Origin of the sequence: Pontibacter sp. H249 (assembly GCF_037892465.1) — a bacterium.
Lineage (GTDB): Bacteria > Bacteroidota > Bacteroidia > Cytophagales > Hymenobacteraceae > Pontibacter.
In genome coordinates this window covers 392,532-413,543 of record NZ_JBBKTR010000002.1, presented here as the reverse complement: position 1 = coordinate 413,543, position 21,012 = coordinate 392,532, and the positions used below count along the sequence as shown (strand labels likewise).

Below are 21,012 nucleotides of genomic sequence, written 5' to 3'. Positions count from 1 at the left end.
CCTGTGGCCAAAGATAAAGAATAATTTCCTTATAAAACCATACTTCGTTAGCCTTTTATTGGCTGTTATGTAAATATTAGTATTTGTATTGTGCTATATTTTAATGTTTTAAGTTATATTAATAACCGCCCTGTAGTTCTTTAAATCAGCTTTTAGTACAAAAATAGAATAAGCTGTTGGCGCCTATTGTGCTCCTAATCCTGCCATATTTCTTTAGTTGATATCAAGCATTTCATACCGATGATTCGTGAAATCTGCTATCACTTATCAAAATACATAGGTATTGTTACCGAACTGATGCCTGATAGGACTTTGTGATAAAACGGATTTACTACCACCCATCCTATACTTTAAAAAGCAAGAGTATATAAAAGTGTGTTAGCCTGAAGGATATCCTTTGCCTTGGAAAATTAATTTTTTAACTAAACTTTTTAATGTAAATAAAGTATATGTGCTATATAAAGTCAATTTAATATTCATTTTGTTCTGTATTTGTGTCTATGAAGGCATTTCCCCTTAAAGGCTTATTGTTGACTTTCTGCCTGCTGATGGTTTGTGGAGTAATGCAGCTTGTTAAAGCGCAAGAGTATGAGCAGAACGTAATCAGGCAAGATTCTATCAGTAAAGAAAAGATGCGTAAGCAAGAAACAGTTAGTCTGCTTAACCAATTTTTGCAGGAAAAAACACAAGCATCTGTGGATTTGGAAGTAGATGGATTGGTTGTAGATGAAACCATCACTAAAGTTGGCCGAGACTTTTACGATATTTTCCTTATGCAGTGGGAGGCCCCGCCAATGGCAAAAAACTTCACTGTACTAGTTAAAGAGCAGCCTGCACGTGGCAACGGATCCTTAGTTTCTATTGCCATTAACGATGTACTCTTATTTGAGCAGGTGCTGCAACCGCGCTATGATCTTATTGAAGAAGTGGCAAACTATGTTGTGGCTATAGTGTACAATTACCTTCAGGAAGACCAGCTTACCAAGCAGTTAGAGGCTGAAGGGAAAAAAGCAAGAGAAGTATTCTGATCTACATAAAGCAATTTAAAAGCCTACCCTTATGAAAAAATCTTTATTTACTTTATGCTTATTCACGGTTTTCTGCTTATTAGGAGCTGGTAAGGCTATTGCACAAGACTTTGTTTATCAAGCTAAGAACCCTGCCTTTGGCGGCGACCCATATAATTATAACTGGATGCTTGGCTCAGCACAGGCCCAGGATAAATTAAAAGATCCGCAACAAGAAACTGGTTTAGGAATGTTTGAAGATAACCCGTTGCAAGACTTTAAAAGGGACTTGAACCGGCAGATATTAAGCCAGCTTTCGAGGCAACTAATCACTTCTCAATTTGGGGAAGATGGTATTACACCAGGTAGTTATACTATAGGCACCTATAAAATAGACATTACCGAAGATAGCAGAGGTATAAATATAGTAATAGTAGACAGTGCAACAGGTGATAAAACTGCTGTTACAGTACCTTATTACTAGCCTACCTTCATAAATAACCGACGCCAAGTTAACCTAAGCCTCATTAACCCTAATAACCCTTATTGTTATGTTTATAAAGTATAAAAGGGGCTGCTATGCCTTTTGCCTGCTGGCTGTTGTGTATGCCTTGCAGGCATGCTCTGCTTATATGCAGCCCTTCCAGACCTCCAGAGCCTCTTTAGGTGCGCCTGCTCCTGGCAATTCAGATCTGGTAAACCTGCCTGAGCCGCAGCAAAAAGTGGTAGCAGCTGTGTACAAATTCCGGGATCAGACAGGGCAGTACAAACCATCACCTAACGGTGCCAGCTGGTCTACAGCAGTTACGCAGGGCACTACTACTATACTGTTAAAGTCTTTGGAAGAGTCGGGATGGTTTACTCCGATTGAGCGCGAAAACCTAGGAAACCTGCTAAACGAAAGAAAAATTATCAGGTCTACCCGCGCCGAAGCGGAGGCTATAACAAAAAAGCCGGAGCCAAACCTGCCAGGTTTGTTATTTGCAGGTATCATATTGGAGGGAGGCATTATTTCGTATGATGCAAATGTGATAACAGGTGGAGCCGGGTTAAGATACTTTGGTGCAGGTGGCTCAGGTCAGTATCGCGAAGACAAAGTTACAGTTTACTTAAGAGCAATTTCTACAAGTACCGGAGAGATACTCAAAACGGTTTATACTTCCAAAACCATACTTTCGCAGGCTGTTGATATTGGTATTTTCAGGTATGTAAAGTTTAAACGTTTACTAGAGGCTGAAACCGGATTCACTTATAACGAGCCGGCTGAGATGGCTGTAAAAGAAGCTATTGACAAGGCCGTTCAAAGTCTGATTATAGAGGGTGTGCATTCCGGATACTGGAAGTTAAAAAATAAAGAAGACCTGCAGTCGCCTCTTTTTACGCAACATGCCCAAGAGAAGCAAGAAGTTGAAAACAGCGATCCGCATGGCAGGTTTATGGCCGTTAGGCGTGGCCAGCTTGCCTTGAGCGCCGGTACAGGTTTAATGTTATATAAAGGCGACTATTCTGGCAGTAGAATTCAAACACTTTTAGAAGGAGGGGTTCGGTTAAGCTCACGGAATAACCTGGCTCTGGATATTAAGGCAGGTAGAGGTAACTTAAGTACAGTTACATTTTTTAATGTAGCCGCTAATTATGCAGAGGCTAACCTATACTACAGCTTATACCCAAGATTAAAGTATACTCCATACTTCCAGTTGGGCACAGGCTCTTTATTGTATAAGAGCGATGTTAAGAGTACCTCTATTGATAGCTTTAGTCCTTATGTTAAAGCAGGTGTTGGATTAGAATATCTGGTAACAGATAGAATAGGAATAGATCTTAATGCCTCCAGCTCTTATCTCTTAAATGATAACCTGGATAATGTGGAGCAGGGTAAGTTTAATGATTACTTCTGGACGGCAAAAGTAGGGCTTAATTTCTATCTTAATCTATTTAGGTAGAATCTTCATATTTGATAAAATGCAAAAGGCCAGGCAGTTATGCCTGGCCTTTTGCATTTTAAGCAGCCTATTTTATGTTAAAAAAGTATTAATTATATGTTAAGTTATATATAAATTAAAAAAAATATAAAAAAAATGAATATAACATGTAACTATATTTATTTGTGATGGTATAAGGCTTATATAAACAATATAAAAACTTTAAAAAATCTAAAAACATTATGAAAAAGCGCATTATCTACGCAAGTGCTGTTGCACTATTCCTTGCTGCAACTCCGGTATTGGCCCAGAGTGGAACAAACAACGCGGCATCAATCACCCAGGAAGGCCGTCACAACAAGGTTAAAGTTGCCCAAGTAGGCGGTGAAAATAATGAAGGCTCTGTTGAGCAAGAAGGTCGCCACAACAAAGCTGGTATCCTACAAGAGTATGGTCGTTACAACGATGCTGAAATTGAGCAGGAAGGTACAATGAACAGCGCTGGTATCAGACAGTACAGCGGTTACAATAGCGATGCTGAAATTGAGCAGGAAGGCTACAAGAACAGAGCTGGCATAGTTCAAATCGGTGGCTACAGTAACGAAGCTGATATCGATCAGGATGGTATCAAAAACGGAGCAGTAATCTCTCAGTCTAGCGGCGAAGACAACGAGGCAGACATCGATCAGGATGGCTACAGAAACAGAGCTTCTATCTCTCAAGTAGAAGGTGAAGACAACGAGGCAGACATCGAGCAGGATGGTGCCGGAAACATGGCTGAAATCGAGCAGTTAGGTGGTGAAGACAACGAGTCTGATATCGAGCAAGATGGAACTGGAAACTTTGCAGGAACTCTGCAGGTAGGTGGCGAAGACAACGAAATCGAGATTATGCAGGACGGAGCTCGTAACACAGCAGCAGTTGCTCAGTTAGGTGGCGAGTATAACGATGTTATGATTGAGCAATCAGGTGATGACAACTCTGCCTATGTAGCACAAATCGGTGGTTACGACAACGATGCAAGTGTAGCGCAGGATGGTGATTACAACACAGCTCTTGTATTGCAGTACCAAGGTGCTAACAACACAGCTGACGTAAGCCAGGTAGGTGACTACAACATTGGTGGTGTACTACAGGCCGGCGAAGGTAACACTGCCACTGTAATGCAGAGCGGAAACTACAACATTGGTGCTGTAGCACAGATAGGTGTAGACAACGAAGCAATGATACTACAAGAAGGTTCTTCTAACACAGCTTTAGTTGGCCAGTTAGGTAGAGGTAACATGGCTGATGTTCACCAGACAGGAACAAGCGGCTTAGTAGTAGTTGGCCAGGCAGGCTGGTCAAATAGCGCTACTGTAGCACAGGGTGGTACTGGTAACGCTGTTTATGTTGGGCAGTCTGGTGTAGGTAACTCTACTTCAGTAGTTCAGAGATAGTATAACAACTCCAATCTCCGTGGCGGGCTCTGCTCGCCACGGAGATTTATCTATTTAACCACCTGCAGTTTACGTTAGATTGCTATGAAAAAAATTAAATTAATGTTTGCTGCTGTTTTCATTCTGTTGCTCCAGGTTACAGTCTATGGGCAAAGTGGCAAGTACGAAGAGCAACTGGTTAAAAATTTATCCTCTGTAAAAACCTCCGAGACTGCAGCAAAAGAAAATCTGGTAACCAAAGCGCAGATCTACCAAACCGGAAACGCAAATCATACTTCCATATCCCAGCGAAATGCTTCGTCTAAACCTAATGGTGCTTTTATAGAGCAGGTCGGGATATATAATAGTGTTTTCCTTCATCAGCAAGGTGTTGGCAACAAGCTTAATGCCACACAAACAGGTAGCCACAACAGCTACTCAGGTGATATAGATGGTATAGGCAACTCATCTGCAGTAATGCAAAAAGGTACCCGAAACGAGATAAACCAAACGGTTAAAGGAAGGTACTTAGATTATACTTTAATACAAATAGGCAACAATAACTCCATTAACCAAGTGGAAACAAGCTCGAGCTCTAAGCCATACAAGGTGGTGCAGCAAGGAAACAATATGAATATCAGAATAGAACAAAGTAATGTAGGCTTACCAACCCCAACAGGGAAACGGCAATAAGCTAACTTTTTACCAAAGAACAGTAAAGTCACCATGAACTCAATATTTTTATTAACATTAATTGTATCAATGATGTGGGGAGAAAGAAATGCTTTGCAGGCAGCTGATGTTTACGATGCCCGTATTGAAACAGAGGTGACAGGCAATACCCTCAAGATTAAAAATGTTCTTGTAAACAACAGCACTAAGCAGATATCACTCACCTATAAATTTAAATGTAAGCGCATCGGCAGAAGCGGCTCATCTGCTACCAGGCAGTCCGGTATAGTTAGTGCTACTCCCAGAGAAACCGTAGAGCTCTCTAAAACTTCGGTCTCCTTTTCTGAAGGCGACAAGTATGAACTGCACCTGGCACTTTATGATGGCAGCCGGCAGGTAGCTGAAGAAATTATCAGTTATTCCAACTAAGCTCCAGTTTACAATCCTGCTAAAGGTCTGTTTACTTTTCTGAGCAATTTTACATACCTATCTAACAGTTAGTAGCCACAGCAGCTTCTGGGCATGGTTACCTCACCCTTATCTTGTCCTAAAAGCTGCAGTGGTTTACAATCCTAAAATGTAAGCACTACTCCAGAAGTATTTTGCTATCAATGGTTTAACCAAGTGCCTATGCTCCGTTTAGCTGCATTAGCTTATACAACAAAACTTTTAGCAAACATCTAATAAAATGTATAACTCTTCAACTTAATATACGTATATCAATATATTGTAATTTAAAAAGAAATTATAGAGATATATGGTTTTTGGTCATTTTCACGATTTGATGCCTGATAACACCAAAAGCCTAATCAGTTACTAGCTATATTAATCAACCATGCTCCGAAACTCATCCACCCTAAAGCTTATTTTCTTGTTTACCCTACTTATTGGGTTTACATCGTGCAACGAGGATACCATAGAACCAAAAGGTGAGGGTACGATTGAAGGAGTAGTTGTTACAGCAGATGCTGGGACGGGTATTTCTGCTGTAAGTATAACCACCACACCAGGCACCTCGGCTGTGGTTACAGATGAGAACGGCAAGTTTAAGATTACGGGTGTGCCATGGGGCGATTATAATATAACAGCCAAGAAAGCAGGCTTTGACCAAGAAATTGTTTCTGTTAGCGTAAAAGAGGAAAAGGAAAATGATGGCGAAACAATAGCCGGAGTTACCATTATACTTACCCAAATTAAAGATAACCAAACGGCTCCTGAGCTTGCCTCTAACCCTGTTCCGAAAGTAGACTCTGTTGATGTGCCGATAGCTGTTACACTGAGATGGATGGGAAATGCTAAAAAAGGCGAAACCCTGACTTACGATGTGCTACTATATGAGTCGGGGTCTCTGCAAAAGAATATGCTGGTGCAGGGTACCAGTGATACCTCGTTTGTTGCGACGCAGTTAAAGTATAATACTACATATTTTTGGCAGGTGATCTCTAAGAACAGCAGTGGGAAGAGCATTAATGGTACAGTTTGGAAATTTAAGACTGCTCCCTTACCAGATGCCAGGTACCTTTTCGCCAGAATGGTAAACGGCAACTACGATATTTACTCCTCTGACGGTGTGTCTACAAACGCTTTCCGCCTTACAAATAGCTTCAGCAGAGAATGGTGGCCTGTTATGTCGCCGAGAAGAAATGAGATAGCCTACTCTTCCAATGCCGGTGTAAATACACATATTTACCGCATGAGGCGCGACGGATCGGATAAAGAGCAGGTTACTACTGTGCCTGTGGCTGGTTATCATAACCAGGGCATCGGTTTTGCATGGTCGCCGGACGGGGGGCAATTGCTATATGCCAACTATGATAACCTATACCGTGTAAACAGAGATGGCTCTGGCTTAACTCTCATAGCAAAGGCCCCTGCAGACAGGCACTTCCGGATGGTAGACTGGACATCACAGGGTAACAAGATAGTAGCCCAAACCATTGGCTCAAATATCAACGACGCTGAAATTTACATTATGAACGCTGACGGATCTGGTATGATGCAGTTAGTAGGCAACGAAGCAGGTAGACTAGAGAGTCCTTCTTTTTCTGTAGATGGCCGGCAGGTGATCTATACACGTGATGTAGCAGGCTTCGAAACCATGGAAGGCCGCCAGCTGAACTCTCGTATCTTTATCCAAAACTTAGATGGCACTGGGTTAATAGATCTTTCAGCTAACAAGACGGCCGGTACAAATGATCTGTACCCAAGGTTCTCGCCTGATGGTGCAAAGATAATTTTTGTGAACACATCTAACGACGGTATAAGCAAGCACGAAGTATGGATAATGAATGCCGCTGATGGCTCAGAAAGAGAGCTGTTGTTTTCTGATGCTGAAACGCCGGACTGGAAATGACCCCAACTACCCTTATAACTTTTATCACCCTTTACCCGGAAGAGCCGTAGCTTTAAGTTGCGGCTCTTTTCACATTAAACAAAGCTTACTACATTACAACTGTAGGCAAAAAGCAGAGGCCGGTTATCAGTTAACCGGCCTCTGCTTTTTGTACCTTATCTAGCGGATGTTGCCACCAGTAGGCAGGTCGTCGTGAGGGTTTTTGTGCGTGCGGCTGCTATCTGTTGTTGAGCCCCGAAGCGTAGGTTCTTTGCTGCTGGTAGCAGAACCTTCTGCATCAGTAGAATGCCCCTGCGAAGTATGGTCTTTGCCGGTGCTAGGCTGGCCTGAACTACCAGAGCCTTTCTGCATCGCATCCTTGGTGCTATCCTTTTTGTTCTTGTTGTCGGCTTTGTTCGTTTTCATAGTATGGCGGGTTAGTGTGTTTTCTTACTCTCTACTGTCTGTCTCTCTTTCTACAGTTCTGGCAGGTTGGTCGGCAAATTTAGGCGTACCAAACGATGGATCTGCATTGTGTGCTGTGTCAGTGTGCGTATGTTGCTGTTCGGTGGCCGGTTTGTGGCTTTCCCACTCCTTAAACTTATCCAGCTCCGATTTTATACTTGCCATAAACCAGGCTAGCAGGCTGGCATCATCCAGTAAACCAAGAACTGGTATAAAATCCGGAATCACGTCTATCGGCATCAGGAAGTATAGTATAACAGCTACGCCGCCTACCAGTGTAGTAGTTGGTATGCCTTTATACTCTCCGGATGTTGCAGCCTTTATCATACGCGACAGCAGTTGCAGGTTTTCCCATACTTCGCCGGCAATGGCGCCAACACTTTTGCTCTGCGTAGCTTTCTTAAAAGCGTCGTTTAACAGACTTGCTATTTTAGAAGGGTGCTTCAGGTACTGTTCTGCCTTATTCAGAATGTTTTTAAAGATCTTGCTGTCGGCTATGTTCTTGCCATCCGGTCTTTGGTTCTCCATAGTTTTTTTACGTACTGCTACTTGCTGTGTTTGTGTATAAATAGTGTTTTAGGCTAAAACGGCTCTGCTGTTAACGCGGTGCAAAGTTGCTTAACTAACAGTAACCTTCCTATACTTGATGCAGGTAAAATTGTTGTTGATGGTTTAAACAAAAAAAGCCCCGCAGTGTTCTCTGCGGGGCCTGTAATTTTATAGCGATGGCGGAACCTGTAGTTACGCTTTCATTTGCTTTGCGATGTAGGCTGCAACCTAGTTCACTCGGCCAGCTGCATAGTAGTAATTGCGGTAAAATGGTTCCTTTAGCGAACTTACCATAACGCCGCCACTGGTGGCAGAGTGAATAAATTTGCCGTTTTTAAGGTAAATGCCTACATGGAAGACAGGCTGCTTAGGACTGCGACGGAAAAAAACAAGATCGCCGGTCTGGATACTGTCTTTCTTAATGCGCTGCACCTCCTGGAACATAGAATGAGAGCTGCGCCTTAAGTTTACACCGTATACTTCGCGGTAAATGCTGGTAACGAACCCGGAGCAATCGGTGCCTTTTTTAGAGCTGCGGCCGTAGCGGTACGGCGTTCCTACCCACTGGGCCACGGTTTCTACCAAATCCTTTGCCTCAGGGTTAGCAAAGCGCATGTTAAGCTTTTTAGAGAAATACTCTTTTGCCTCCGGGGTCTCCTCCTCTTCAATGGGCTCGTAAAACTCCAGGGCACGCACCATGTCTTCGCCGGAATTAATAGCGTATGGTGTTATAGTATATGCTGCAGGTGCATTTTCAGAAGTGGCCGACTTAGCTGGTGCAACCTCGTAGAAATACGAAAGCACAACAGATATAATGGCAAGTGCAGTTAATATAATGGTTTTAGTCATAGGGTTTGGCATGTTATCGGCCTGTGTAAAACAGGCAAACAGTTACACCGTTATTATCTAAAAAGAGCAGCTAAATTGCACTGAATTCTGCTCCTTGTGCTGCCGTATAACCCTCTTTGGGATGGCAGCGGGCAAAAATAGGTACAAAAATCTAAAGAGCCAAAAAACGGGCCGTAGCTATTTGCCTGTAAATGTGGTGCATCTGCCGTTTAAACGAGGCTATATACCCTTAAAATATATAGCTGAGATAAATAGTATAAAATTAAAGTACAATCAGAGAATTGTTTTTATGGATTTTAAAATTGTAGAACGTTCTTTATTTGCCCGCATTGCACGGATGGTGTTAAAAAGTGGTAACGTGGCCATGGTGCTGGGTAAAACCATACATTTGAGCGGTGTTAGTCGGGATGATTTTTTGAGGGATCAAGGATGGCTGGCGCATGAGCTCTGCCACATCAGGCAGTTTAAAGAGCATGGTTTTTTTCGGTTTCTGTGGCTGTACCTGGTAGAGTCGTGGCGGGTGGGGTACTACAATAACAAGTATGAAGTAGAGGCCCGCATAGAAGGTATGAAGCACCGAAAGTATATGAACCCGGCTTTGCGCGCTGCCAGCACCATTACGCCAACAGGCCTGCCATTGCCAGCCGATGAAAAAGAAATAGAGTAAAAATACTGTTGCAGGGCAACGTTTTACGCGTTGGAGCTACGGCTTAGGGCGAAATAAATAACATACAACCAACTTAGTATGCCATGAAGTATAGCCCAAAGTATAGAGCCGTTCCTGGACCACGAGGCTACCACTGCAATTACAGCGCCTAAACCTACACCATTGTTAATCACCGTTCTTGATACATCATCTCCTTGTGCAAAGAGGGTGGTTGTAGAAAGCACAAAAAAGACAAGTAAGGCCAGGGTAAGTTTGTTGTTCATAAGTTTGGTTATCGTTAATAGGGTTTAATAAACAGAATAAAGTATGGGTTAATGCGGTGCTACTTAATGTTGTTTTTCTTGTTTGCCTTCACTGTTAAAAGATAGACTAACGCACCTCCGGTTGCAGCGGCGGCTACTCCAATAATACTCCAGATCAAGGCCATGCTTTAAGCAATTTAAATGTGATTACTACAATATATGGAAAATAAGTTAGATTGTCATATACCTGCTGCAACTTTACAGTTTTACAGGTGCTTTGCCTGCAAATGGTATAGCCGCTAAAGTGCCTGCTCTGCATCCTGTGTTTTTTATTAAAGGAAAATAAAGCGAAATTGGCGCAAACACAGTAGCAAATGAAGATCAAACTTATTGCAATAGGCAAAACCGACGAGGCATTTCTGGAGGAGGGGATAGAAAAGTATCTTAAAAGATTAAAGCATTACCACTCGGTAGAGTTTATAATTATACCGGATATAAAGCAGGGCGGAAAGTATGCTGCCGACAAGCTGAAAGAGGAGGAGGGCAAGCTCATACTTCAGAAAGTACAGGAGGGCGACCACCTAATCCTGCTCGACGAGAAAGGGAAAACGTTTACGTCTTCAGAGTATGCCACTTTCCTGCAAAAGAAGCTTAATGCCGTTACAACCAACCTCGTATTTGTTATTGGCGGCGCTTTTGGTTTCTCGCCGGCTGTTTACCAAAGAGCCAACGATAAAATCTCACTTTCTAAAATGACTTTCTCTCACCAAATGGTAAGGCTTTTCTTTACAGAGCAACTTTATCGCGGATTTACTATACTAAGAGGAGAGAAGTACCATCATGAGTAGAGTTGACGTATAACGTGTTGGTATAGCAGATGGCAAGGCGTAGCCGTAGCATTACTGCTATACTTGGTTGTATGGTGTTATTCTACTGCTGGAACTTCATATTCACTATCTTTTTCTCAGGGTCTTTTGCATCGACCGTCACGCTAAAATCGGTATGCTGCTTTTCTCTTGTCAGTACGCCTGATAGCTTCAGCAGGTCAGTATACCGACTCCCGACCTTGCCTTGGGAAAGGGAATAGCCTTGGATACTCAAGCCTGTAACTTTACCATAAGCAGAGTCAATCTGAGCAAAGGTCTCTTCAAATCCATCTACTTCAGAAGGATAGCTCTTATCCAGAAGCTCTTTCAAGCTTTCATACTTTTCGGTCTTGAGTATTTCTGCAGTCAATTCGAATACAGCCATGGAATTAGTGACTAACTCCAACTCTTGCGTGGAGTACTCAACTACTTTCTCTTTACCGTTATAGTCTACGTCCACTCTAATGAAGTCATAGCTGCTTTTCTCTTCTGGAGTTAAGGACGAGTAGAAAAGGTACGCAATATTGGATGCTGGCATACTAAGATACTTATAGCTGCTTAAATCAGCATCTGAGAGTTTTATTTCGAAGAACTTACCCTGTATCTCTTCATCATCAGTAGAAGCGTTCTGACCAATACTCCACTCTGCTCTTCCCCCATAGAACTTCAATATATTGTCTATTGCAGCATTTTCTTGCTCAGAGGCACAGGCTTGTAAGGATAAGATGGCAATAAGGAATATGTATATTTTCTTCATAATCTTCAATAACATACAACTACTGTGTATACGTCACTATGACGTTTATCTGCACTATGTACGTAAGTGGTTTTGCTGGTTTTGTAGCTGATTTCCAGGTAAGCATATAGTATATACACTATACAAGATACTATTAAAGAACGTACATGACAAGTCCCTTGCCTGGTAATTCAAAGCTGTGTTTAATGTGTTGCAATCCAATGGGTTGCAGCATGGTCCGATGCTGCAGTGGTAGGGTTAGGGGTATCAAGGTGTCACTCGTAAAGCAGTCAGAAAACCTATAATCGTATTATGAAACGTTTAGTTGCGTTTATAAACGTTTAACTGCGGATACAAAAAAGTCCCCTACCAGACTAGCTGGCAGGGGACTTAAAATGTAAGTTATAAAGTATAAATTAAGCCTCTTTCCACTTGATAGTGCAGCCAATGGCTTTGGTGCTTGGCTGGCTAACGGCTTTGTTGGCTACAAGCTCATCCAGGGCAGCCTCGGCATACTTTTTCTCTACTTTAGAGGCATCACGAGAGTTATCGTCTATCGTGCCGATGTAGGCTACTTTATAATTTCCGTCTTTCTGCTTCTGTACAATGTATAGGTGCGGAGTGCGGGTAGCGCCATAAGCTTTGGTAATTTCCTGTGTTTCATCGTGGAGGTAGGCAAACGGGAAGCTTTTCTCCTTGGCGCGTTTCTGCATATCAGCATAAGAATCCTTAGGAGATACATTTACATCGTTTGGATTAATGGCAATAACCGGGTAGCCTTTGGGTGCATACTTTTTGTGTAGGTCGATGATGCGGTCTTCGTAGGCTACGGAGTAGGGGCAGGTGTTGCAGGTAAAGGTAACGATAAAGCCTTTGGCGTTTTTGTAGTCGGCCATGGACATCATCTTGCCGTCTACGTTCTTCAGCTTAAAGTCGCGGGCGGTGTCGCCTACCTGGTAACCATTGTTGGCAGGAGCAGCTGCCAGAAGCACGCCCACAAACAGCAGGCAGATAAAGTAAACGAAAGGTAGTTTTGGCTTTCTCATAGAGGTTAAAGGTTATGGTTTATACTTTTTGATCATACGTTGCAACTCTTCCTGCGAGAGCTCTTTTTCTACAAACTCGTACTGCTTTCGCTTGTTGTTAAAAACCATGGTGGCCGGTATAGCTCCGCTCCACTTTGGCTCCAGCTTGTCTATCCAAGTGTTGGCGTCTACCTCGTCCAGTAGCATCACATCAGACTTTAGACTACGCTTCTGCACAAAGGGTTTAACGCGCTTATCCAGGTCTTCGGCAGCATCCATACTTACCAGCACTACGCGCACCGGCTGGTTTTTATACTGCTCGGTAAGCGCTTCAAAGTATGGCATCTCTTTAATGCAGGGTTTGCACCAGGTGGCCCAGAAATTTACCACATACAGCGTATCGTGTGGGGCATTGCGCAGTTGCTCCAGCTCCTTATACTTTATCACCTTTACCTCCTGGGCAAAAGCTGGGGAAGCGGTAAGTATACATGCCAGTGTAGCCAGTGTTAACCTGATTTTTATCTTCATCATACTTTATATAACGTTAAGCAAAATGTATACGTGTGTTGCTGTATAAATTTAACATTTAATGTTGATATTAGAAACAACAGGTGTGGGAGCTTCTATTGCAAATTCATCTAGCCTTACCCTTAAAAAGGACTTATTCAGCGCAATGCTTGTGCTATCGAGTAACCGGAAACTGATCCTTTTAACAGGTCTTGCGAAAAAAAAACCTCTGAAGAGGGCAGGGGAGTAACTATACAGCCAGAAAGCAAAACAGCCACGGCTTAACGTGTAAACCGTGGCTGCTGCAGGATGTTTTTCTGTTACTAACTGGCTACTGTTGCTGCACCTTTAGTGCGGGTTATTTTGCCTGGCTTCTTCTTTTTGCGCAGCTTGTTTATCCAGATAAGTGTGCCGGTTATAGGTAAACTGGTGGCAATAAGGCAGGCGATAAAGTACAAGATTTTGGAAAAAGTGCCGTACACGTTGCCCAGGTGCAGCGGCTTTATCAACGATACAACCTGCTCGTTAAATGCTTTGTCTGAGAACTTCTCTACCTTAAGCGGCTCTGCATTGTGCTTATTTAGCTGTACTTTATCAGCGGCAGCAAGAGCAAAAAATCCTGTCTGTCTTTTCTGTATCACAACGGCGGTAGTATCATCTTCCGGAAGCGAAATGCGAAGATCGCCGGAGTAAGGTAGCAGCAGGTTGGCCTGTGCAATGTAATCTTCTGTTGTAGCTGTGGTTGGTACAGCGGCAATAGTGGCAGGCTTCTCTTTACGGCCTTTAAATACCTCAGTGCCCATTACACTGCTCAAACCATCGCGGTACCACTCAAAAGACCAGCAAAGGCCGGTAAGAGCCATAATCAGCAACAGAATAGAAGAGTAGAAGCCTAGTGTGTTGTGCAAGTCGTGGTTTACACGCTTCCATTTAGCGTTAGTTTTAATCTTAAGGCCCTGCTTCCAGTTTTTGCGTTTCACCGGAAACCACAGCACCAGCCCGGTAAGCACCAGGAACGTGAAAATAATGGTAGATGCGCCTACTATTATTTTGCCTGCATCGCCTTCTATCAGTAGCCAGCGGTGCAGCTTCATTACTGTTGAGAAAAACTCTGCCGTACCACTTTCTGGTGTGCCCACTACCTGTGCAGTATATGGGTTAACATAGTAAGTAGCTGGTCGGCCGCCGCCTTTGCCTTTTTCACCGCCTTTACCCTCTTTTCCTTTGGCGCCTCCATCTGGTTTGCCTGCTCCTTTTTTTGCGCCCTCTTTGGCAGCTGGTGCCACACCTATGCTGTAGGTACTGCTTTTATCCTCGGGTATACTTATGCTTATTACTTTGCCTTTCAGTTCCTGCTCCAGCTGCGCGATAAGTGCACTGGTAGCCATGGGCTGTGCATTGGCCGGAACCTCCACGGTATACTTTTCAGGCGCCATTAGCTGCTCCACCTCCTCCTTAAAGGTATAAATAGTGCCGGTAAGGCAAACTATAAACAGCACCAGACCGCTGGCAATACCCAGCCACAGGTGCACATCATTAAAGAGTTTTCGCAAAGTATACTTTTTCATGTTAAGGATTGATGGAGGTTTAGTTATAGTTTATCCAAAAAAGATGCGGGTAAATATCGGTAGCTTTTTTCTTATTTGGAATAAATCTAATTAAAATTTACAGGAAACTTTAGCAAGGAAGCTTCTTACCTATAACTTTTAATAAAGTGCTGCGGAAGGCATTATGGCATACTTAGCCAAAGATGATCTTGGGTAGCGCTTATACTCCCCAGGTTTTTTTAGCTCTTGGTTTAAGAATGAATTAGACAGTAGAATTTATGGGCACAGCTACTGAAATGTAATGGCAAAGGTGCAGCAGGGTGATTAACAAAAGATGCCTATGCCCGTTACTAACATAGAACAATGTTTAACAGCATAAAAACAAACTTAGAAATGGCTAATAAATTAGAAGGAAAGAAAATTGCGATTTTAGTAGAAGAGGGTTTTGAGCAGGTAGAACTCACAAAGCCACTGCAAGCACTAAAGGACGAAGGTGCCGAAGCTCATATCATCTCACCGAACAAAAACAACGAAATAAAAGCCTGGAACCACACCGACTGGGGAGATAAGTTTAAGGTAGATAAAAAACTAAACGAAGTAAATGCTGATACATACGATGGTTTATTGCTGCCTGGTGGCGTAATGAACCCCGATAAGCTGCGCACTAACCAAGATGCCGTAAGCTTTGTAAACACGTTTATGGAAAGCGGCAAACCTGTAGCTGCTATCTGCCACGCCCCTTGGACGCTGATTGAAACCGGAAAAGTAAAAGGCAAGAAAATGACCAGTTACCATACGTTAAAAACCGACTTAAAAAACGCCGGTGCCGAGTGGATAGATCAGGAAGTGGTAGTAGATCAAGGTTTAGTAACCAGCCGTAACCCAGATGATATTCCGGCCTTTAATAAAAAGATGGTTGAAGAGTTTGCCGAAGGAAAACACAACCGCTAGCAAGTTCATACTTTATAAAATTCAAAGCCGCACTTTATACTTTAAGGTGCGGCTTTGCTTTTAATAAGATGGCTGCTTGTACTTTAAAACAGTTGCACCGGTAAATGCTTTTAAAGGATGATGATTTATACTTGCAGACCAATTATACCTGCGGTAAAAGTATAAAAAGCCCTTCATCTATACTTTCTAAAAACACTACCAGCACTACATCCAGCAGCAGCAGAAAAAAGCCCTGTAAGATAACAGATTGTCCCCAGCCTTGCAGGCGCTCAGGTTTTAGCAAGGCAGTTTTAGAGCGTTGCTCCAGGTATGCCCCCAAAAAAATATAAGCTACATCTAAACCTACATTTAAGTACAGCACTTTCTTAAACCATATATGTTGTTCTATACTTTCAGCCAGGGCCATCGCCTCTTTATCCGACGATATAATCTGGTGCAGCGCAATGCCGGCAATCAGCAGGTTTATGATGTTCCAGTACAGGTTCATATGGTAAAAGTAGCGGCGGGCACGTGTGGTAGTGGTCAGCTTAAAGCTTGCCAGCAGGATGTTCAGGATGGCCCAGCCTCCCAGCACCAGCATACCAGTGCGCAAGGTACTTGCCTGCTCCAGGTTGAAAGTCGCCAGAGGGCTGCTCTGGGCATATGTAACAAATGGCAGCAAGAGCAACAGGAGCAGGTAGAGCAATTTTCTCATACTTTATACTTTGATCTTTAGGCTTAGAAACGCACTAAATATAGTTTTAGCATAAAAAGCTAAAAAGCAGCATGCAATAAGGGAGGTAGGGTATTAGTTAGCCTGAGGTATGGCCACAACATCAAACCCGATATTTACTTCAGGTCGAATGGTTTGGTCACCCAGCGATTTATCCGACCGGTAAACCAAGCCCCATTGGGTGCGGTCTATGTTAAAGTTTGCTTTAGCCTTCAGCTGGTTATCGCTAAGTGTAACTCTGGCCGGGAAAGTAATGCTCTTGGTCTGGTCTTTAATCGTAAGGTTGCCGGTGATAAGGTGGGTGAGTTTCTTTACACGTAAGGCATTATCTGTTGTGGTTCTGGGGGTGTTTGGCTTTGCTTTGGCACTATCATAGGGGGCAATGCCGGTAAGTTCAAACGTAGCTTTGTTATACTTTTCAACATCAAAAAAGTCAGCGGAGCGCATGTGTTTGGTAAGCTTTTCATTGCTGGCTTTATCTATCGTTTTATCATCAGCGCGTACTTTGCTCATGTCAATAATTATAGTGCCGCCTGTTAGTATGCTGTCCGAAAGGTGTAGTTCTCCTTCTTGTATCTTAAAAACTCCGTTATGGCGACCCGTCATTTTGGCTCCGATCCAGGTCAGCTGGCTCTTGGCAGTGTCAATTTTAAAAATGGCAGAAGGTGCTGCTGTGGTTCCAGTCGGGGCAATCGCCTCGCCTATTAAAGCCTGATCTGTTTTTATGGATGTGTCGCAGGCAGTAAGGGCCGCTAAGCAAATAAATGCAGCTGCAAGTAAGGATTTCAATATGATCAGGTGCTGGTGAGTCATATTTATAAGCTGGATCAGTGGTTGCCAAGCCGTATGTTACTGACTGTAGTACGCTGGCTACACTTAAAATGATGTGAAAACAGATGGTGATGCTTTATTATATCGTGTAATTACTGTTAACCTTCTGTAATTTAAAGCACAAACACGGCAAAATACAGGAGCATATTAAGGTTAACTTTTTTAGCAAAATCCTCCTCAAAACTATACTTTACAGGTCAGATATATAAAAATAGGAAGATAAATTCTGGCTTCTTACCCGTTGATAACACGTTTTGGTGGATAACTTATGTTAATAAACATAGTTATCCACATTTATCCACAGGTAAAGGTGCTGAAAGTATACATGCTAGGTGGGTGTGTAACAGGTTATCCACGTTGCACTATTTTGTTGCTAAGCAATTTAGTTTTTGCACAGTTTTGTGAAGGTAAAGGTGCTTAGGTAAACATGCGCTGCCGTATAATTGTTAGCTTTGTGCTATGTTAAAATTGCCTGGTCTGAGATATTTGCACACAGCTTACCAGAGGGGCACCGCTTCCCGATGGCAAAGTATGACCTGTTGCCTGAGCAGCTGCTCTATGAAGGCACTATAACCTACGATAATCTTTTTGCGCCGGAGCCGCTGCAAGAGCAGTTCATCCTCGATACCCACGACGCAGACTATTGGCACCGCCTGAAGAACCTGCAGCTTACCTCTTCCGAAATTCGCAAAACAGGCTTTCCGTTATCGGAGGAGCTGGTAAACCGGGAGGTGGTGATCATGAACGGTACACTACAGGCTGCTTTGTTTGCTTTGCAATTTGGTGTAGGTATGAACATAGCCGGCGGCACCCACCACGCCTTTACCGATAGGGGAGAAGGCTTTTGCCTGCTAAACGATATTGCTATTGCTGCTAACTACCTGCTAAAGTATAAAAGTATAAACAGCATACTGGTGGTAGACTTGGATGTGCACCAGGGTAACGGTACAGCACAGATATTTACCGACGAGCCAAGGGTGTTTACCTTCAGTATGCACGGGGGGCATAACTATCCATTTCACAAAGAGAAGTCGGATCTGGATATACCTTTAGCCGAGGGCACCGACGATAAAACCTACTTAAGCCTGCTGAAACATCACCTGCCGCGCCTGTTCGATCAGCACGAGCCGGAGTTTGTTTTCTTTCAGTCGGGGGTGGATGTGCTGGCAACCGATAAGCTGGGTAAACTGGGCATGAGCATTGCCGGCTGCAAAGAGCGCGACCGCATTGTGTTGGAACTATGCCACCGCAACAACCTACCCGTTGCTATAAGTATGGGAGGCGGCTACTCCAAACAGATTGCCCACATCGTAGAAGCTCATGCCAACACTTTCCGGCTGGCCCAGCAAGTATACTTTTGAGTTAGAGCGTTAGAGAGATTTGAATTTTGATTGGGTGCATGAGTGATTGATTTTTTTGGAGTTTCAATCCTGTTAATCTTTCATGATCTTGAAAATACTTGGGATAAGGGCCCTATGTAAAGATTCAGACAATCAACACAACTTACTCTTTAGTCTTTAGCTTATTGTCTGGTTTTTTGCGGCCGGGTATAATACTGCGCAATGCAATGTATACGATGGGGGCAAGAGCCAATACAAGTATAATGTATAGTATCAGCTTCAGTGCTTTAAAGAACAGCGAGATAGCTATTGCCGAAATAATAACAGAAACGATAAAGAGAAGCCAGAACCTGATGTTGTCTTTTGTCATACTTTGCTATACACCAAAAACTGCTATTGGGTTAAAATTCAGCTTAAAGTGATATGATGTCTGTACTTATCTGAAATGAGAAGAGCTGCCATTTATTTCTCCAGCACCAGCTGCCACCTGAAAGCCCACATCCACCTTAAAGTATACTTTCGGATGGCCGCCTTCTGCACAAGTTGCTCCAGTTCTTCGCGTTTAAAAGCACGCCATACCGAAAGCGGCGCATCGTTTTTTACAAGCCTCGAGCCCGAGAAAGCAGCCGTTATATACTTGATGGAGTAGTAGGCAAGCCAGTGGCGGTGCAGGTCGTTGATGATCACTTTATATGTTGCCTGGTTGTACAGCTGCCGGAACAGCTGCACCAGCTGCTTATCGGTAAAGTGGTGGCAAAAAAGGCTGCACACTACTACGTCATACTTTTGCAAAGCAAATGCTTCCGAGAAAACATCATATTGATTTATACTTACCTCCGGGAATCCAGTGCAGCGCTTGCGGGCATACTGCACCATAAAGTCGTTGGCGTCGATGCCTTCCAGCTCAACATTTATACTTTTACGCCTGGCCCACTTGGCTATACTTTTAAGCGTGTCGCCGCCGCCGCAGCCAATATCAGCAATGCGTAAAGTATGATTTTCGGGTAGCTGTAGCTGCTCCAGCGCATGCAACACTACTTTATAGCCGCCCAGCCAGTTGTTTATTACCTCCAGCTCCTCCAGGTTACGGCGCAGTTCCTCACCCGATAAGGTAAGGTCGTCCATCAGCTCCGGCTCGTAAGATCTATACTTTAGCATAGTGCACCTTTAGCAGCATCGATTCTAGGGTAAGGCCTGGGCCGAAGGCAAAGCTAAGTATAGGTTCGTTCTGTTCTTTTGGCGTAAGACTTTCCATCAGGGCCTTCAGCACAAACAGCACCGTAGCCGACGACATATTTCCAAAATCGCGCAGTACCTGGTAGGCAAAGCGGTTGTCGTTTCGGTTCATGCCCAGTTCCTGCTCAATTACTTCTAGTATGCGCCTGCCACCGGGGTGTATGGCAAAAAGTTTTATCTCTTCTACAGTTGTTTTAAGCCCTTGCAGCAGCCGTTCCGTTAGCTCCTTAATGCCGTTTTTTATAAGATCAGGCACGTAAGAAGAGAGTGTCATCTCAAACCCAGTGTCGCCAATGTGCCAGGCCATGTCGCGTTTGCCAGCCGGCGCCAGGTCGCAGTGAAACGATTGCAGCTCCAGACTTACCTGCTCGCACGGCTGCCCCTGCATCAGCACAGCTGCGGCACCGTCTCCGAACAAAGCATTCGATACCAGGTGGTCCTGCTCCGGGTTGTTTTGGAAATGTATCGTGCAGATCTCGGTGCAAACCAGCATTACCTTGGATTCCGGGTTGGCTCTGCAGATAGAGTCGGCAAGCTTAATGGCATTGAATGCAGCATAGCAACCCATAAAATTAACGGCAGTGCGCTGCAGGCACGGCGACAGCTGCAGCCGCTCCACCAACTCAATATCCAAGCCGGGTGCATACATGCCGGTGCAACTCACGGTTATCAGGTGGGTAAGCTCCTGCAGGTTAACAGCAGACTGTTTAATGCAGTTACGCACCGCTTCTTCAGATAAATCTACGGCGTGTTTACGATACAGCTCCATGCGCTGCTGTACCGTCGGGAAGGGCTCTAAAGTTGGTGTGTTAGGATAAAACGTAAACTCTCCGTTCTGGCGTGTATAGTCCTGCAATACACTGTAGCGCTGGCCAATGCCTGATACCCGGTAAAGTGCTTTAAGCTTGCGTGTTTCCTGGTCATCAAACTGAAGTGCCCTTGCCATAAAATCTGCCACCTGCATTTGGGGTATTTTGTGGGGTGGGTTAGCAGTACCTATGGCGCAAATGTAGCTTTTCATGTTGTAGTGTGATTTTTTGCTGTGAGCTGACTGGCCAGGTAAAGCGGCTGTAGTAAGTGCTTGCAAAGGCGAGCAGCAGTAGCGTGCATTTAAGTACGGAAGCCAACCTATAATAGA

At 43.7% G+C, this 21,012-nt stretch carries 24 protein-coding genes; 11 read left to right on the top strand and 13 right to left on the bottom strand.

The genetic code is table 11. From position 1 onward, the window contains the following. Positions 1-563: 563 nt before the first annotated feature. The 7 genes from WG943_RS04205 (at position 564) to WG943_RS04175 (ending at position 7,372) form a co-directional block, all read left to right on the top strand. Positions 564-1,028, top strand: a complete 465-nt coding sequence (locus WG943_RS04205; RefSeq protein ID WP_340406927.1) for a CsgE family curli-type amyloid fiber assembly protein — start codon at positions 564-566, stop codon at positions 1,026-1,028. Between the two features lie 31 nt (positions 1,029-1,059). Beyond that, positions 1,060-1,491, top strand: a complete 432-nt coding sequence (locus WG943_RS04200; RefSeq protein WP_340406926.1) for a curli production assembly/transport component CsgF — start codon at positions 1,060-1,062, stop codon at positions 1,489-1,491. Positions 1,492-1,558: 67 nt separating this feature from the next. After that, positions 1,559-2,950 carry a CsgG/HfaB family protein gene (locus WG943_RS04195; protein WP_340406925.1) on the top strand — a complete coding sequence of 464 codons (1,392 nt, stop codon included), beginning with the start codon at positions 1,559-1,561 and terminating at the stop codon, positions 2,948-2,950. Positions 2,951-3,171: 221 nt separating this feature from the next. Continuing rightward, a complete protein-coding gene (locus tag WG943_RS04190) occupies positions 3,172-4,368 on the top strand; it encodes a hypothetical protein (protein WP_340406924.1) in 1,197 nt (398 codons plus the stop codon). Positions 4,369-4,452: 84 nt separating this feature from the next. Continuing rightward, a complete protein-coding gene (locus tag WG943_RS04185; protein WP_340406923.1) occupies positions 4,453-5,040 on the top strand; it encodes a hypothetical protein in 588 nt (195 codons plus the stop codon). A gap of 33 nt (positions 5,041-5,073) precedes the next feature. Further along, complete coding sequence (csgH, locus tag WG943_RS04180) at positions 5,074-5,448, top strand: curli-like amyloid fiber formation chaperone CsgH (protein WP_340406921.1); 375 nt, start codon at positions 5,074-5,076, stop codon at positions 5,446-5,448. A gap of 406 nt (positions 5,449-5,854) precedes the next feature. Further along, complete coding sequence (locus WG943_RS04175; RefSeq protein ID WP_340406920.1) at positions 5,855-7,372, top strand: carboxypeptidase regulatory-like domain-containing protein; 1,518 nt, start codon at positions 5,855-5,857, stop codon at positions 7,370-7,372. 159 nt (positions 7,373-7,531) lie between these two features. Here WG943_RS04175 and WG943_RS04170 read toward each other — a convergent pair whose 3' ends face one another. The 3 genes from WG943_RS04170 to WG943_RS04160 form a co-directional block, all read right to left on the bottom strand. Beyond that, a complete protein-coding gene (locus WG943_RS04170; protein WP_340406919.1) occupies positions 7,532-7,777 on the bottom strand; it encodes a hypothetical protein in 246 nt (81 codons plus the stop codon). Between the two features lie 24 nt (positions 7,778-7,801). Further along, positions 7,802-8,344 carry a YkvA family protein gene (locus WG943_RS04165; protein WP_340406918.1) on the bottom strand — a complete coding sequence of 181 codons (543 nt, stop codon included), beginning with the start codon at positions 8,342-8,344 and terminating at the stop codon, positions 7,802-7,804. A 249-nt stretch (positions 8,345-8,593) separates the two neighbouring features. Then, positions 8,594-9,214, bottom strand: a complete 621-nt coding sequence (locus WG943_RS04160; RefSeq protein ID WP_340406917.1) for a C40 family peptidase — start codon at positions 9,212-9,214, stop codon at positions 8,594-8,596. A 289-nt stretch (positions 9,215-9,503) separates the two neighbouring features. Here WG943_RS04160 and WG943_RS04155 point away from each other — a divergent pair, with 289 nt between their 5' ends. Beyond that, a complete protein-coding gene (locus WG943_RS04155) occupies positions 9,504-9,881 on the top strand; it encodes a hypothetical protein (protein WP_340406915.1) in 378 nt (125 codons plus the stop codon). 23 nt (positions 9,882-9,904) lie between these two features. Here the strand turns inward: WG943_RS04155 and WG943_RS04150 are convergent, their stop codons facing one another. After that, positions 9,905-10,144 carry a hypothetical protein gene (locus tag WG943_RS04150; protein ID WP_340406914.1) on the bottom strand — a complete coding sequence of 80 codons (240 nt, stop codon included), beginning with the start codon at positions 10,142-10,144 and terminating at the stop codon, positions 9,905-9,907. A 353-nt stretch (positions 10,145-10,497) separates the two neighbouring features. Between WG943_RS04150 and rlmH the strand changes: the two genes are divergently transcribed. Beyond that, a complete protein-coding gene (gene rlmH, locus WG943_RS04145; RefSeq protein ID WP_340406913.1) occupies positions 10,498-10,971 on the top strand; it encodes a 23S rRNA (pseudouridine(1915)-N(3))-methyltransferase RlmH in 474 nt (157 codons plus the stop codon). Between the two features lie 82 nt (positions 10,972-11,053). On the opposite strand, the gene WG943_RS04140 is transcribed toward rlmH, so the two are convergent. The 4 genes from WG943_RS04140 to WG943_RS04125 all read right to left on the bottom strand — a co-directional run bounded on the left by WG943_RS04140 (position 11,054) and on the right by WG943_RS04125 (position 14,825). Then, the gene (locus WG943_RS04140) at positions 11,054-11,746 is read right to left on the bottom strand and encodes a hypothetical protein (protein ID WP_340406911.1); all 693 of its coding nucleotides are present in this window, start codon (positions 11,744-11,746) and stop codon (positions 11,054-11,056) included. Positions 11,747-12,141: 395 nt separating this feature from the next. Beyond that, on the bottom strand, positions 12,142-12,771 hold the full coding sequence (locus tag WG943_RS04135) for a thioredoxin family protein (RefSeq protein WP_340406909.1): 630 nt from the start codon (positions 12,769-12,771) through the stop codon (positions 12,142-12,144). A gap of 12 nt (positions 12,772-12,783) precedes the next feature. Continuing rightward, positions 12,784-13,281, bottom strand: a complete 498-nt coding sequence (locus WG943_RS04130; RefSeq protein WP_340406907.1) for a TlpA disulfide reductase family protein — start codon at positions 13,279-13,281, stop codon at positions 12,784-12,786. 299 nt (positions 13,282-13,580) lie between these two features. Continuing rightward, positions 13,581-14,825 carry a PepSY-associated TM helix domain-containing protein gene (locus WG943_RS04125; protein WP_340406905.1) on the bottom strand — a complete coding sequence of 415 codons (1,245 nt, stop codon included), beginning with the start codon at positions 14,823-14,825 and terminating at the stop codon, positions 13,581-13,583. Positions 14,826-15,197: 372 nt separating this feature from the next. On the opposite strand from WG943_RS04125, the gene WG943_RS04120 reads away from it, so the two are divergent. Continuing rightward, positions 15,198-15,755, top strand: a complete 558-nt coding sequence (locus WG943_RS04120; protein ID WP_340406904.1) for a type 1 glutamine amidotransferase domain-containing protein — start codon at positions 15,198-15,200, stop codon at positions 15,753-15,755. A 142-nt stretch (positions 15,756-15,897) separates the two neighbouring features. Here the strand turns inward: WG943_RS04120 and WG943_RS04115 are convergent, their stop codons facing one another. Further along, on the bottom strand, positions 15,898-16,449 hold the full coding sequence (locus WG943_RS04115) for a DUF6992 family protein (RefSeq protein WP_340406903.1): 552 nt from the start codon (positions 16,447-16,449) through the stop codon (positions 15,898-15,900). 93 nt (positions 16,450-16,542) lie between these two features. Continuing rightward, positions 16,543-17,280 carry a YceI family protein gene (locus tag WG943_RS04110; protein ID WP_340406902.1) on the bottom strand — a complete coding sequence of 246 codons (738 nt, stop codon included), beginning with the start codon at positions 17,278-17,280 and terminating at the stop codon, positions 16,543-16,545. 470 nt (positions 17,281-17,750) lie between these two features. On the opposite strand from WG943_RS04110, the gene WG943_RS04105 reads away from it, so the two are divergent. Next, positions 17,751-18,659, top strand: coding sequence for a histone deacetylase family protein (locus WG943_RS04105; RefSeq protein ID WP_340406900.1), 909 nt, complete (start codon positions 17,751-17,753; stop codon positions 18,657-18,659). 142 nt (positions 18,660-18,801) lie between these two features. On the opposite strand, the gene WG943_RS04100 is transcribed toward WG943_RS04105, so the two are convergent. The 3 genes from WG943_RS04100 to WG943_RS04090 all read right to left on the bottom strand — a co-directional run bounded on the left by WG943_RS04100 (position 18,802) and on the right by WG943_RS04090 (position 20,895). After that, the gene (locus WG943_RS04100) at positions 18,802-19,008 is read right to left on the bottom strand and encodes a hypothetical protein (protein ID WP_340406899.1); all 207 of its coding nucleotides are present in this window, start codon (positions 19,006-19,008) and stop codon (positions 18,802-18,804) included. A 92-nt stretch (positions 19,009-19,100) separates the two neighbouring features. After that, positions 19,101-19,796 (bottom strand): methyltransferase domain-containing protein, encoded by a 696-nt coding sequence (locus tag WG943_RS04095; RefSeq protein WP_340406896.1) that lies wholly within the window; start codon positions 19,794-19,796, stop codon positions 19,101-19,103. Beyond that, complete coding sequence (locus WG943_RS04090; RefSeq protein WP_340406895.1) at positions 19,783-20,895, bottom strand: type III polyketide synthase; 1,113 nt, start codon at positions 20,893-20,895, stop codon at positions 19,783-19,785. Before WG943_RS04090 ends, WG943_RS04095 begins: the two co-directional genes overlap by 14 nt. Positions 20,896-21,012: the final 117 nt, after the last annotated feature.

Bases quoted from the DNA above. Each gene is read 5' to 3' on its own strand.
- WG943_RS04130 (WP_340406907.1), bottom strand. From the start codon at position 13,281: ATGATGAAGATAAAAATCAGGTTAACACTGGCTACACTGGCATGTATA.
- WG943_RS04115 (WP_340406903.1), bottom strand. From the start codon at position 16,449: ATGAGAAAATTGCTCTACCTGCTCCTGTTGCTCTTGCTGCCATTTGTT.
- WG943_RS04190 (WP_340406924.1), top strand. From the start codon at position 3,172: ATGAAAAAGCGCATTATCTACGCAAGTGCTGTTGCACTATTCCTTGCT.
- WG943_RS04195 (WP_340406925.1), top strand. From the start codon at position 1,559: ATGTTTATAAAGTATAAAAGGGGCTGCTATGCCTTTTGCCTGCTGGCT.
- WG943_RS04170 (WP_340406919.1), bottom strand. From the start codon at position 7,777: ATGAAAACGAACAAAGCCGACAACAAGAACAAAAAGGATAGCACCAAG.
- WG943_RS04095 (WP_340406896.1), bottom strand. From the start codon at position 19,796: ATGCTAAAGTATAGATCTTACGAGCCGGAGCTGATGGACGACCTTACC.
- WG943_RS04200 (WP_340406926.1), top strand. From the start codon at position 1,060: ATGAAAAAATCTTTATTTACTTTATGCTTATTCACGGTTTTCTGCTTA.
- WG943_RS04125 (WP_340406905.1), bottom strand. From the start codon at position 14,825: ATGAAAAAGTATACTTTGCGAAAACTCTTTAATGATGTGCACCTGTGG.
- WG943_RS04100 (WP_340406899.1), bottom strand. From the start codon at position 19,008: ATGACAAAAGACAACATCAGGTTCTGGCTTCTCTTTATCGTTTCTGTT.
- WG943_RS04205 (WP_340406927.1), top strand. From the start codon at position 564: ATGCAGCTTGTTAAAGCGCAAGAGTATGAGCAGAACGTAATCAGGCAA.
- WG943_RS04110 (WP_340406902.1), bottom strand. From the start codon at position 17,280: ATGACTCACCAGCACCTGATCATATTGAAATCCTTACTTGCAGCTGCA.
- WG943_RS04160 (WP_340406917.1), bottom strand. From the start codon at position 9,214: ATGACTAAAACCATTATATTAACTGCACTTGCCATTATATCTGTTGTG.
- rlmH (WP_340406913.1), top strand. From the start codon at position 10,498: ATGAAGATCAAACTTATTGCAATAGGCAAAACCGACGAGGCATTTCTG.
- csgH (WP_340406921.1), top strand. From the start codon at position 5,074: ATGAACTCAATATTTTTATTAACATTAATTGTATCAATGATGTGGGGA.
- WG943_RS04150 (WP_340406914.1), bottom strand. From the start codon at position 10,144: ATGAACAACAAACTTACCCTGGCCTTACTTGTCTTTTTTGTGCTTTCT.
- WG943_RS04090 (WP_340406895.1), bottom strand. From the start codon at position 20,895: ATGAAAAGCTACATTTGCGCCATAGGTACTGCTAACCCACCCCACAAA.
- WG943_RS04165 (WP_340406918.1), bottom strand. From the start codon at position 8,344: ATGGAGAACCAAAGACCGGATGGCAAGAACATAGCCGACAGCAAGATC.
- WG943_RS04185 (WP_340406923.1), top strand. From the start codon at position 4,453: ATGAAAAAAATTAAATTAATGTTTGCTGCTGTTTTCATTCTGTTGCTC.
- WG943_RS04155 (WP_340406915.1), top strand. From the start codon at position 9,504: ATGGATTTTAAAATTGTAGAACGTTCTTTATTTGCCCGCATTGCACGG.
- WG943_RS04175 (WP_340406920.1), top strand. From the start codon at position 5,855: ATGCTCCGAAACTCATCCACCCTAAAGCTTATTTTCTTGTTTACCCTA.
- WG943_RS04120 (WP_340406904.1), top strand. From the start codon at position 15,198: ATGGCTAATAAATTAGAAGGAAAGAAAATTGCGATTTTAGTAGAAGAG.
- WG943_RS04140 (WP_340406911.1), bottom strand. From the start codon at position 11,746: ATGAAGAAAATATACATATTCCTTATTGCCATCTTATCCTTACAAGCC.
- WG943_RS04135 (WP_340406909.1), bottom strand. From the start codon at position 12,771: ATGAGAAAGCCAAAACTACCTTTCGTTTACTTTATCTGCCTGCTGTTT.